13 protein-coding genes are annotated in these 12,292 nt (G+C 40.1%); 11 read left to right on the top strand and 2 right to left on the bottom strand.

Annotated elements, in window-relative coordinates:
• The first annotated feature begins 288 nt into the window (after positions 1-288).
• From J6O61_RS07075 to J6O61_RS07050, 6 genes are all read left to right on the top strand, one after another.
• Positions 289-927 carry a hypothetical protein gene (locus J6O61_RS07075; protein ID WP_292211288.1) on the top strand — a complete coding sequence of 213 codons (639 nt, stop codon included), beginning with the start codon at positions 289-291 and terminating at the stop codon, positions 925-927.
• 42 nt (positions 928-969) lie between these two features.
• The gene (locus tag J6O61_RS07070; RefSeq protein ID WP_292211286.1) at positions 970-1,326 is read left to right on the top strand and encodes a helix-turn-helix domain-containing protein; all 357 of its coding nucleotides are present in this window, start codon (positions 970-972) and stop codon (positions 1,324-1,326) included.
• A gap of 54 nt (positions 1,327-1,380) precedes the next feature.
• Entirely contained in the window at positions 1,381-2,082 is a 702-nt protein-coding gene (locus J6O61_RS07065) for a metallophosphoesterase (protein WP_292211283.1), read from the top strand.
• Between the two features lie 92 nt (positions 2,083-2,174).
• A complete protein-coding gene (locus J6O61_RS07060) occupies positions 2,175-3,215 on the top strand; it encodes an ATP-binding protein (protein WP_292211281.1) in 1,041 nt (346 codons plus the stop codon).
• A 622-nt stretch (positions 3,216-3,837) separates the two neighbouring features.
• Positions 3,838-4,527, top strand: coding sequence for a tRNA(His) guanylyltransferase Thg1 family protein (locus tag J6O61_RS07055; RefSeq protein ID WP_292211278.1), 690 nt, complete (start codon positions 3,838-3,840; stop codon positions 4,525-4,527).
• A gap of 50 nt (positions 4,528-4,577) precedes the next feature.
• Complete coding sequence (locus J6O61_RS07050; RefSeq protein ID WP_292211275.1) at positions 4,578-5,153, top strand: hypothetical protein; 576 nt, start codon at positions 4,578-4,580, stop codon at positions 5,151-5,153.
• A 60-nt stretch (positions 5,154-5,213) separates the two neighbouring features.
• Here J6O61_RS07050 and J6O61_RS07045 read toward each other — a convergent pair whose 3' ends face one another.
• The gene (locus J6O61_RS07045) at positions 5,214-5,834 is read right to left on the bottom strand and encodes a hypothetical protein (RefSeq protein WP_292211273.1); all 621 of its coding nucleotides are present in this window, start codon (positions 5,832-5,834) and stop codon (positions 5,214-5,216) included.
• Positions 5,835-5,920: 86 nt separating this feature from the next.
• Here J6O61_RS07045 and J6O61_RS07040 point away from each other — a divergent pair, with 86 nt between their 5' ends.
• The gene (locus J6O61_RS07040; protein ID WP_292211270.1) at positions 5,921-7,297 is read left to right on the top strand and encodes an MATE family efflux transporter; all 1,377 of its coding nucleotides are present in this window, start codon (positions 5,921-5,923) and stop codon (positions 7,295-7,297) included.
• Between the two features lie 78 nt (positions 7,298-7,375).
• Here J6O61_RS07040 and J6O61_RS07035 read toward each other — a convergent pair whose 3' ends face one another.
• Positions 7,376-8,242, bottom strand: coding sequence for a LysR family transcriptional regulator (locus J6O61_RS07035; protein WP_292211268.1), 867 nt, complete (start codon positions 8,240-8,242; stop codon positions 7,376-7,378).
• A 197-nt stretch (positions 8,243-8,439) separates the two neighbouring features.
• On the opposite strand from J6O61_RS07035, the gene J6O61_RS07030 reads away from it, so the two are divergent.
• The 4 genes from J6O61_RS07030 to J6O61_RS07015 are packed head-to-tail and all read left to right on the top strand — an operon-like array spanning position 8,440 to position 11,981.
• On the top strand, positions 8,440-9,708 hold the full coding sequence (locus J6O61_RS07030) for an SLC13 family permease (protein WP_292211266.1): 1,269 nt from the start codon (positions 8,440-8,442) through the stop codon (positions 9,706-9,708).
• A 52-nt stretch (positions 9,709-9,760) separates the two neighbouring features.
• Entirely contained in the window at positions 9,761-10,660 is a 900-nt protein-coding gene (ttdA, locus tag J6O61_RS07025) for a L(+)-tartrate dehydratase subunit alpha (protein ID WP_292211263.1), read from the top strand.
• Between the two features lie 11 nt (positions 10,661-10,671).
• Positions 10,672-11,298, top strand: coding sequence for a L(+)-tartrate dehydratase subunit beta (gene ttdB, locus J6O61_RS07020; RefSeq protein WP_292211260.1), 627 nt, complete (start codon positions 10,672-10,674; stop codon positions 11,296-11,298).
• A 44-nt stretch (positions 11,299-11,342) separates the two neighbouring features.
• Entirely contained in the window at positions 11,343-11,981 is a 639-nt protein-coding gene (locus J6O61_RS07015) for a YoaK family protein (RefSeq protein WP_292211257.1), read from the top strand.
• Positions 11,982-12,292 lie beyond the last annotated feature (311 nt).

The raw sequence follows: 12,292 nt of genomic DNA, 5'->3' as shown, positions 1-12,292 counted from the left end.
TTGGTAGAGCACCTGACTGTTAAGTGAGATAGCAAATCTGTGATTTGCGTGATCGAACTTAGGCAGAGACGACTCAGGGCGTTGCAGGTTCCCCTCGCAGAGCTCGGAGTCGCAAGCATGGCATCCCACGGATGCCTGCTACCCGTTTCTAGGACTATTATTTAATCATTTTGATAGAGCGATTTTCTAATTTATCAACCACGGGTTTATATACAATAGAATTAATCTCCAATACAATATATATGAGAAAAGGCATAAGTTTATTGATTACATGGTATAAGAAGCGAAATGAATATTGAAAAAACAGGAAAAACATGCATTGAGAAAAAGTATAAAGGTTTTGAGAAGCCGGTTGATAAGATAAAACGATGGAAACGCAATATTAGGTTTATTATTCAGCGTGTAAAGTATGGCTATTGTGATTCCGATGTATGGAGCATTGATTACTGGTTTTTGATGGTGATGCCTGGGATGCTGAAACAATTGAAAGACACAACTCATAGCTACCCGGATTTTTGCGGAAACACTTCACATGCAGTATTTGGTACAGGTAGACCAGATGATATTGATAATGCAGGTATGAAGAAATGGGATGACATCTTGTCAGAAATGATATTTCTTTTGAATGAAGCAAATGAGGATACCTGCACTAAGAAAAACAAATATGAAGAGGATTATCATAAGGCATATCAGGAATTTAGAGAAAAATATGGGAAGCAGGGAGAAAAACTAAGAACAGAGGATGAAATTGCCAGGGAGAAACAAGAGGGCTTGTACAGGTTGTATCATCCAGGCGATGTGCCGGAATATAAAGAGATAGAAGGCCGATATTTTGAAGAAAGCAGGAAACTTGACCAATATAGAGACGAGTGCAAGGACAGGGCTATTGATATGTTTAAAGAATGGTTTTGGGACCTTTGGGATTGATGAAAAGATTACATTCAGAGTAGGCATAGAGGGAAAATATTTATGGATGAAGGATATGAAAAAATAATGGAAATCATGGAAATGAATAGATTTCAGCAGAGACTGGGACTATTGGATTACACAGCATGCTGGGAAGACCCTGACAGGGTAAAAGGACTTGACATTGAAGCTACAAAGAATAGGGTGTGTGATCTTATTAAAGCAAAAGGGTTAAAAGATAAGACTATCGCTGATAAATTGGGTATTACTCCACAGGCAGTTAATAAATGGCGCCATAAAGGATCATTTTTTGTGATTGAAAACCTTTATGTTCTCAGCGGTCTCTTGGGTGTAAGTGTTGATAAACTTTTAGTTCCTGTAGCCGTAAAGAAATGGGAAGTACTGATTGAGAAAAGATGAGAGCCATAATGTTAGTGAAGCAATGAATCAGTTTGGAATAATCGGAGTTTTGAAATGAGCAGAGTACTTGTGATTCCTGATGTACATTTAAAGCCATGGATTTTTGATATGGCTGATAGAGTTGATGAGAACAGCTACGATGACATTGTAATTCTCGGAGATCTGGTAGATGATTGGGGAAAGGGAAATGATTTAGACGCATATAACGAGACTTTGGACAGGGCTGCTGAATTTGGCAAAGAGCATGACCATTCATTGTGGTGCTATGGCAACCACGATGTATCCTATCTTTGGGATGCCATGGAATCGGGGTATTCTGTCCAGGCAAGGATAACTGCTATTGAAGGTATTATCAGACTGGAGCGTGTTATTGAAGAACGTTATAGATTTGTCCATAAAATTGATGATGTGCTGTTCAGTCATGCCGGTCTCACGGAGAGTTTTGTCTTTCAGACGTGTGGATATCATATGAAAGAGATTGATGATATCCTTGCAAGGATTAACCGTATGGGTAAGCAGGAACTGTGGAGGGATAATTCACCGATTTGGGCAAGACCTCAGGCTGATTTCTACCGAATGTTCAGGGATGATCTCTTTTATCAGGTTGTGGGACATACACCTGTAGAGGAACCACTTGATCTGGGAGGAGTACTGACGCTGGATCTTTTTTCAACATACTCAAATGGGGATCCGTATGGAAACCAGAAGATATACATTGTGGATACAGAAACGAGGAAATATATAGAAGCATTGTAATTTAATTATGAAAGTTTATGAAAACTATATTGAATTATGAAGAATTATGAAAGTATAATGGATTATGAAGAATTATGAAAGGATGTCATGTTATGAAAAAGAATAATCCATTTACTCTTACTTTTGGAAAACAGCCAAATGAATATATATCCAGATATGAAAATACGGATATGATCTTAAGTACATTTGAGGCTGACAATCCAATCAGTCAGGCATATCTTATCGAAGGAATCAGAGGAAGTGGCAAGACTGTACTTATGACTTCAATAACAAATGAACTTGGGAAGGATAAGGATTGGATTGTAATAGACCTAAATTCAACGCAGGATCTTATCAATGACTGTGCTATGCGTTTGATCGATTCCTGCAAGAAAATCCCGGATTTCTTTAAACAGGGATTCAACATATCCATCGCAGGTTTTGGTATTGGTGTTAATGGAAATGATACTCTTCAGGATAACGTAAGCATCATAGATAATATGCTTTCTTCATTAAAAAAGCATAATAAAAAAGTAATCATTACTATTGATGAAGTAATGCATGATGACAACATGCGTCACTTTGCGAGTCAGTTTCAAATTTTTGTTAGAAAAGATTATCCGGTTTTCCTGTTAATGACAGGATTATATGAAAATATCTATGCAATCCAGAACGACCCAGCTCTTACTTTTTTGCTTAGAACGCCGAAAATAACATTAGAACCACTAAGCTTGCATCAAATAACGAAACAGTATGCAGATATTTTTCAGATTGATGAAGACAATGCCAAGAACCTTGCACGGATAACTAAGGGATATGCTTTTGCATTCCAAGCGCTAGGTCTTCTATATTATGAATATAGAGATGAAATGGAGTTAAGAGAAATTCTCCTCAAGCTTGATGATATGCTTGATGATTTTGTATATAAAAAAATATGGTCCTCATTATCAAAGCAGGATAGAGCAGTCATTCTTGCAATAAAAAAGGATGAGACCAAAGTCAGTGAAATATGTAAGAAGGTAGGCATGACATCTGCTGTTTTCTCAAGATACCGTGATAGACTGATAAAAAGAGGTATAATCATATCTTCGGGACATGGTTATATTTCTTTGCTGCTTCCTCGATTTGAGATTGTTGCTAAAACTTATGAATAAGGTCTTCTAAACAAGCCTGTCCTATTTATTTTGATGCAATCATCAATATAAATATGCGGTCGCTTCCTTTTTTGTTAATTGGATTAAAACAGAAATACTACGAAAGGCAAGGTTTTAAGCTTTCAATGAGAAATATGATGTTTACAAATTTCACAGCCATAGAAACCAGAGCATATGATTGCACGATCGATATGCTTAGTACTCGTGCGCTCGATTTGGCGACATTACGCGGCAAAAAAGGCATAGAAAGAAATAGAAGGATAGATTATAAAGTCCGATGTTAGACTGATACCAGGCACATTGGAATAATAATCAGGGTTTTAGGATCTATCCGTGAAAGTGGGTAGGTCCTTTTTTGATGCACAAGACCGGTAAGCGAATGGATGCCTGCGACCCTGCTCCCGCGACTAAGCTATAGAAAACTTGCAGGTTTCAGCTTCATGTTTTATCAACCACGAGTTAACTGACAGTCAGTATGTATAGGGATATCATTTAATTAAATGGATTGTGCGCCGTCACATTAATCCGGAGGTGGTGTGAAAATCAGATGGTGTCCACCTATCGGGCGTCGCCGTAACAGTCGGATTTGCAAGATTTGGGAAAATAAGTATAGCAGGGAGAGATGATAGAAATGCGTTTTGATGAGATGGACAAAAAGATGCGTGTTTACGAGCAGTCCTTAGATCAGGTATTGCTTCCAGATATTTATATGGTGGCAAGGCTTGATGGCAGAGGCTTTACAAGACTTACTAAGGAAGTCTGTCATTTTGAAGCACCATTTGATGAAAAGTTTAGAGATATGATGGTGAAAACAACAAAAACTCTCATGGATTGCGGATTCAGAGTGGTATACGCCTATACAGAAAGCGATGAGATTTCATTATTGTTTGCGGCAGATGAAGATGCATTCGGCAGAAAAGTGCGCAAGTATAATTCAACACTTGCTGCTGAAGCAAGCGCAGTCTTTTCGCTTGAACTTGGGATGGCGGCAACATTTGACTGTAGAATGGTGCCTCTTCCAAATGCGGAGAGAGTTGAGGATTACTTCAGATGGCGTCAGGAAGATGCTAACAGGAATGCGCTAAATTCACATTGTTACTGGATGCTCCGAAAGGAGGGCACATCAGTTCATAAAGCTACGTCAGAGTTGAAAGGAAAAGGGGTTGCGTATAAAAATGAGCTGCTTTTCAGCAGAGGAATCAACTATGATAAGTTGCCCTTATGGCAGAAACGAGGCGTAGGGCAATCGGTAACGATAAGGATATCACTGATATCATGGCAGTGCTTGCACCGGCAAATGTTGAAAAACTGATTGTGGAGTATCCTGAGATAAGTAAATAAGAAAATGAGAGGAAGGTTTAAATGGGACGAGATGAAAATGTAGCAATATTCCAGGATACGGAAAAGATGTGCAAAGAAAACGATAGACTCAGAGAATCTATCAGACTGGCATCTGAGAATCAGAAGCTTATTCTGGAGGGCGATGCTGTACCTTCAATTGAAAATTATAAGGAAGGTAAAAACACATTTGTCAAACTGGTGCTTGAGCCAAAGGAATTATTAGAGCTTGGAAATGATATATTTGTTACTCCGGTGAGCGATGTTATCCATATAAAAAGAACAGACGAAGTAAAGGAGCTTCTTAAAGCTTCTGACTATGCACTTTCTGAGATCAGTATGCTAAATCCACCATCGGTAGAGACTTATGCTTGCTTTAAGAAAAGTGAGATTATCAGAGAATTTGAAATATTAGACGAACCTGAATGGGAAGAGCCTGACTCTATATATAGAATTGAGTTATGGAATTATGACCCTAAACAATTAAGCGATAAAGATAGGGTAGATAAACTTTCTTTGTTTTCTTCGTTGAAAGATACAAAAGATCCCAGAGTTCAGGGCGAAATAGAAACGGTATTGGAGGAGATAGAGTGGCAGTAATAGGAATTGACGAATTCGCTAAATATTTTGCTGGATATGAAGATTGTTACACCATAATGCCTATATCATCTCATAAGACCCTTTCCCTATTTTTTTGATAGCCCCAGATTTTTCCAGGGAATTTAAGATTCTTTGCAACTGTCTGGGACTGCAGTGGAGCTGATAGGCTGTTTTTTCAACACCCTTTAGGGCTTTGTCTTCACTGATATAAGTCATGTACGAAATGACCCGCTCTGTAAGAGAGCTGGGAGCAGCGTCCTGCAGGGCTATGGATTTAAATCTATCGGCCAGGGTTTTTGCAAGCACTCTTAGGAAAACTAAGTTTTCCAGGAGTGCTTCTTTACTGTCTTTGACTGAAAAAGCAAGGCACCTAAGTGTACCCGATGCCTCGCCATAAACACCATGGTTAGCGGTATCAAACAGTTCATTATCTCCCATGAAGGAATCTATATCTGAATATGCAAGATGGTAGCTGCTTCCGTCATTACGGATGAAGTAAATAGACATGCTGCCGGAGATGGTGATCTGAAACAGGCTGTTCTCCCTATAAGGGGCGACAACCATTTCGCCGTCTTCATATTCGCAGATGAACATAGGTACATCGAGGCTTTCCAGAACTTCTCTATACAAACTGTGCTCAATGGCTTCTTTTATGGTTTTTTTGTCATAGATTCTCTTCATGTTTTCCTCCAACAGGACATATGTCCGGTTTATTGATTCTATTTTATTTTAGAATATGTATTGTTTCAACACAGATTGGAGGTTTTATGTCAAACGTATTTGAAGAGAAAAATATACAAAAATTGATCGTGACCCTTGGTATTCCCGCTATGCTGGGAACTTTGGCCACACTTATCTATAACATGGCAGATACATATTTTGTATCAATGACCAAAAATCCGGCGCAGATAGCTGCAGTTACACTTTGCACGCCGATTCTTTTGATCATAATGTCGGTTTCCAGCATCTTTGGAATGGGCGGAAGCAGTGTGATAGCAAGAATGCTTGGGGAAAAGAAATCTGACCAGGCTAGGAAATGCATTACCTTCTGTATTTATGCAATGGCGGTTTCAGGTATTGTGATACTTGTGCTTGGATCTCTTTTCATGAATCAGGTGGCAGGCATTGCGGGTGCAGATGAAGAGAATCTGCTTTATACCAATGATTATCTCAGATGGATATTTTTCGGAGCACCAGTTATCATCCTGTCAAACGGAATGGTTCATCTGTTCAGATCTGCAGGGCTTATAAAGGAAGCTACTATCGGTATTGTCATTGGAAATGGGATCAATATCCTGCTTGACTGGGTATTTATCGTCCTCATGGAAAAAGGAACTGCCGGCGCAGCTCTCGCTACATCCGTGGGATTTTTGTGCTCAACTGTGTACTATTTTGCCTGCATGGTAAAAGAAATATCCAGGAAAAATGAGCTCTACAGCCTCTCTCCAAAGAGCCTTTCTGTTACACCTGCTATGACTTTTGATGTAGTAAAGATCGGAATCCCAGGAGCCCTGATCACAGTAATGATAAGTGTTTCCAATATTGTACTTAATAACTATATTGGCATTTATGGATCTGATGCTGTGGCTGCTTATGGAATTGCCTATAAAATCGATATGTTTCCAATCATGCTCAGTGTAGGTCTTAGCCAGGGTGTGGCCCCGCTTATGGGATACTGCTATGGCGCAGGACAGAAGACAAGATTAAGAAAAGTTATGCGCTATGCAACAGTTGATGGGATCATTCTTGGCGCATTATTCACAGCTCTTTTCCTGGTGGCAAGTCAGATCCTTACAGGCATATTCCTGTCAGAAAAAGAGCTTGTAGCATTATCAGCGTCATTCCTTCGCGTTCTGGCATTGTCAGCACCTTGCCTTGGGATAATAAATACGGTTACCTCGTATTTCCAGGCTCTGGGAAAAGCTGTAAATTCACTGGTTATAACCCTGATGAGGAATCTCATCCTTTTCATCCCCGGTGTCATTATACTAAACAAGCTATTTGGACTTGATGGTGCTATAGCAGCCCAGCCCGTAGTAGAAGTAATGCTCGCTGTAGTTTGTATTGCAATGTATCTGGGCGGTGCTAAGACAGAAGCATCCAAATCCGTTCCTTGTGATATTAAAGTATCTGATGCAGTGTGAAGAATGTTATCTCGCTATTTTATGTTCTATTGGTGCTAAGGGACTGGCGGGAGCAAGCCCCCGTTTGCGCGCCAATAATTATGACATATCAATTAACAGGTTTATTAGTGTACTTACTCTTTCACTGATAAATATACCTTTTTTCCATATTATTCCAAATTTGTTTGTGATGGCAGGAGAGATAGCCACCTTCACGTATTCATCATCCGGAACCGGAATGGATGAGTATAGAAAGGCGCTGCAATCTGCGCCTTTTAAGGTATTAAGGATTGTCGTAAGCTGACTTGAGTGCATGAAAATATTAGGTGTTACGTTCTGTGATCTGAAGCGATCACCTATCGTCTGATTTTGTACTGAGTCTGTGTTATAGAAGATAAGCGGCTCCATTTCAAGGTCTGCTATTGAGATTTCATTCTTCTTACTGAAACGATGCTTGTTGCTAAGGCATAAGACATAGTTATCCTCTAATAGAACATGATAGTTAAACCTGTCTAAGCCATAGAAATCCAAATTTACAATGGCCATATCCAGATCCTCCGAATCAACAAGACTACAGGCTCTGTTTGAACCGTACTCATAAAGGCTGATAGAGATGTCAGTCCTTTTTTTTATTTCATACAGATACTTTGGAAAAAACACAGTGCTCATAAGAGGTGGGATTCCGACTTTTATGGGCCTTTTTGATGAATTCATGGTCGAGAACTCAGCCTGTATTGAGTAGCTCTGGTCTACCAGCTGCTGCGCTTTTATGTAAAAAGCCTCGCCATCCGGAGTAAGGGTTATTTTATTCTTTTCGTGATTGAATAGCCTTAAATGGAATTCATTTTCAAGATCTCTTATGGACACAGAAATAGTAGGCTGGGAAACAAAAAGCTCGTTTGCAGCCCTTGTAATGGAGTGATATCTGCAGACCGCGCAGAAATACTGAAGCTGTATCAGAGTCATGAAAAACCTCCCTTATTGGTAAAGGTTCACAAAAAGCTATGATAAAATATGATGCTATAGTCTATAACTATACTATACATAAAAAGCATGAAATGTACAATATGGCTTTTTTACCGTACTATTAAGGCAAGAGATGAGCATTGGCCGATGCGTATCAATAGCGAATATGATGTATATGGGTAGGAGGATTACAACAGATGAGTGCATCAACAATAACTTTATTGTTCCTGGCATTTGCCATTGTGATGTTTGTCACAGAAAAGATCCCCCTTGGACTTACATCCATGATCGTATGTGTCGGTCTGGCTGTAACAGGTGTCCTGGATCTGAAAACTGCATTTGCGGGATTTATCGACAGTAACGTAATACTTTTTGTGGCAATGTTTATTGTAGGTGGAGCATTGTTTGAAACGGGAATGGCCAACGAGATTGGCGGCATTGTAACAAAGTTTGCAAAAACTGAGAGAAGCCTTATCATAGCCATCATGGTCATCGTGGGTCTTATGAGTGGGGTTCTTTCTAACACCGGAACAGCAGCAGTGCTTATACCGGTAGTTATAGGAATAGCATCCAAGTCAGGCTTTAAGCGTTCAAGGCTTCTTATGCCGCTTGTTTTTGCGGCTGCCATGGGTGGTAATCTTTCACTTATTGGTGCACCGGGGAACATGATAGCACAGAGTACTCTGGAGCCTTTAGGACTTAAGTTTGGATTCTTTGAATATGCTATCGTAGGACTTCCGATCCTTGCTGCAGGGATACTGTTTTATGCTACGATTGGCTATAAACTTCTTCCAAATCATGATACAAAGGACGACGGGTCGGTATTTGATGAAAAAAAGGATTTCAGCAATGTACCAAAGTGGAAGAAGATACTTTCATTAGTGATTCTTGTGGCAACACTTCTTGGAATGATCTTTGAAGATCAGATAGGGATTAAGCTTGCGATTACAGGTTGTATCGGAGCGATCCTTCTGATTGTAACAGGAGTCATTTCTGAAAAAGATGCGATCAAATCAATTGATCTTAAAACAATTTTTCTTTTTGGCGGAACTCTTTCACTGGCGGCTGCACTTCAGTCTACAGGCGCGGGAGAGAAGATAGCAGATACAGTAATGAGTGCGCTTGGAGCAAATCCTTCTCCATACGTTCTGACATTTGCAGTATTTATCCTGTGCTGCGTGCTGACTAACTTTATGTCCAATACAGCAACTACAGCACTTATGGCGCCTATATGTCTTGCTATTGCGCAGGGAATGGGTGCAGACCCCAGAGCAGTTCTGATGGCTTGTGTAATCGGCGGATCCTGTGCATATGCAACACCGATTGGAATGCCTGCAAATACCATGGTAGTTGGTGCAGGTGGATACAAATTTATGGATTATGTTAAGGCGGGAGTTCCGCTTATCCTGATCGCTACTGTAGTGAGCATGATAATCCTTCCAATAGCATTTCCGTTCTTCCCATAATCAAAAGCAAAGGGAAAACTGATCAAATAAACAGATAAGTAGGAGGTAGAAGATGGCAAACGAAGTACAAGTTGAAAAGATGACTGATCTGATGGCGAAGTTTATCGCACACACGGCAAAGAAACTTCCTGATGATGTAATAGCAAAGCTTCAGGAACTCAGAGACAAAGAAGATTCTCCAATGACAAAGGTTATTTATGACACAATGTTCAGAAACCAGGAACTGGCGGTACAGCTTAACCGTCCTTCCTGCCAGGATACAGGTGTTCTGCAGTTCTGGGTAAAATGTGGAACGGGCTTTCCGCTTATTAACGAACTGGAAGCATTGTTAAAAGAATCAGTTGTGAAAGCTACATTTGAAGCGCCGCTTCGTCATAACTCAGTAGAGACATTTGATGAATACAATACTGGTAAGAATGTGGGAAAAGGAACGCCGACCGTATGGTGGGATATTGTTCCGAACTCTGATGAGTGCGAGATTTATACATATATGGCAGGTGGTGGATGTACACTGCCGGGAAACGCCACCGTTCTTATGCCTGGCGAAGGATACGAAGGTGTGACCAAGTTTGTGCTGGACAGGATGACAACCTACGGACTTAATGCCTGCCCTCCACTTCTAGTAGGAGTGGGCGTGGCAACAAGTGTTGAGACAGCAGCTCTTTTGTCAAAAAAAGCACTTATGCGTCCCATAGGTTCTCATAATGATAACGAAAAAGCAGCCAAGATGGAGAAACTTCTTGAAGATGGTATTAACGCCATTGGTCTGGGACCTCAGGGAATGGGCGGTAAGTATTCAGTTATGGGAGTTAATATTGAGAATACCGCAAGACACCCATCTGCTATTGGTGTAGCCGTTAATGTGGGCTGCTGGAGTCACAGAAGAGGCCATATCATATTTGACAAATATCTTAACGTAACTATTACATCGCATTCAGGCGTTGAGCTGTAAGGAGGTTTGAGATGGTAGAGATTAAGGATGGAAAGAAGATTTTAGTTACTCCGGTTTCAAAGGAAGATCTTGCAGATATCAGTATTGGAGATATTGTCTACCTGTCAGGGAGTCTTACTACATGCCGCGATGTGGCTCACAGGAGAGTTGTTGAAGAAGGAAGACAGATTCCGGTAGATGTACGGGATAATGCTATCTTTCACGCAGGCCCCATCATCAGACCACTTGATGATGACAAATATGAGATGGTTTCCGTCGGGCCGACCACTTCAATGCGAATGGAAAAATTTGAGTATGAATTTGTTAAGGAAACCGGTGTAAGAGTCATTGTAGGTAAGGGTGGAATGAAGGAAAATACAGAAAGAGCATGCAAAGAATTTGGTGCGATTCATTGTGTTTTCCCAGCCGGAAATGCTGTAGTAGCTGCTACAGAAGTCGAAGAGATAGTGGATGCCAAGTGGAAAGATCTTGGGATGCCTGAGACTTTGTGGAACTGCAGAGTAAAAGAATTTGGTCCTCTTATTGTATCGATTGATTCAAGCGGAAGAAACTACTTTGAAGAAAAGAAAGTAGAGTATAATAAGAAAAAAGACGAACAAGTAGAACTCATCAGTAAGCAGGTTGGATTTATTAAATGATCAGTAAACAGCAAATAAAAAGCTGCCTAACGAGCCAGAAGCAAATGTCAGAATCGCTTATTCTGAATCTGCTTTTGGCTTTTAGTGGTGGATTTCAGGATGCATACACATATATTGTCAGGGATAACGTTTTTGCAAATGCGCAAACGGGTAATATAGTTTTGATGAGTACATGCCTCATTGGAGGAGACATCCGCAGAGGATTAATGTATTTATTTCCGCTATTCTCTTTTATTACAGGAATATTCATATCCGATAATATCCAATTTTATTTTAAAAATGCCAGGAAGGTCCACTGGCGTCAAGGGATAATAGCGGCAGAAATAATGATAATGTTGCTGGCAGCTTTTTTGTCACAAAGCTTAAATATGCTGTGCAACTGCCTGATATCATTTTCATGTGCCCTACAGGTGCAATCATTTAAAAAAGTCCATGGAAATGTTTATGCCAGCACCATGTGCATTGGAAATATAAGAAGTGGCGTGGTGTCATTTTCGAACTACTTAAGATTAAAAAAACACAATGATCTCCGAAAGACTTTGGATTATTTCTCTGTAATTGCTGTCTTTGCTATGGGCGCCGGTATAGGTGGAAATCTGTCAAAACTAATCGGGGAAAAGACTATTCTGGTCTCTTTTGGGATACTAATTGTATGTGGTATATTAATGGATCTCGACAGGTAATATGAATCGGCCTTGCAGAATAGGGGCCTTACGTTGAAGTGATGTATAACTGTCTGGTTGAGATTAAGGATAGAAGCATCTGCATTTATGGGGAATAGGTGATTGTTAAAAAACCGGAAACCTGAGTTTTCTAGGAACATAGTGCCTCGAACGGCTCATAGGGAATCTCTGGAGCAAGTTATATCATGCGTGCCAATGTTAGATGTTGGAAATGAGAGCATTTCTGCTTAATTGAGATTTGTTAATTATTTCCGTTAGAATCATTATATTTTTCGGCGAGAGAGGCAAAGAGGTCTTTCACCGAAAGATAT

Source organism: Butyrivibrio sp. (assembly GCF_017635265.1).
Classification (GTDB): Bacteria; Bacillota; Clostridia; order Lachnospirales; family Lachnospiraceae; genus Butyrivibrio.
Note: the sequence above shows the minus strand (reverse complement) of the source record. Positions and strands in the feature narration are given on the sequence as shown.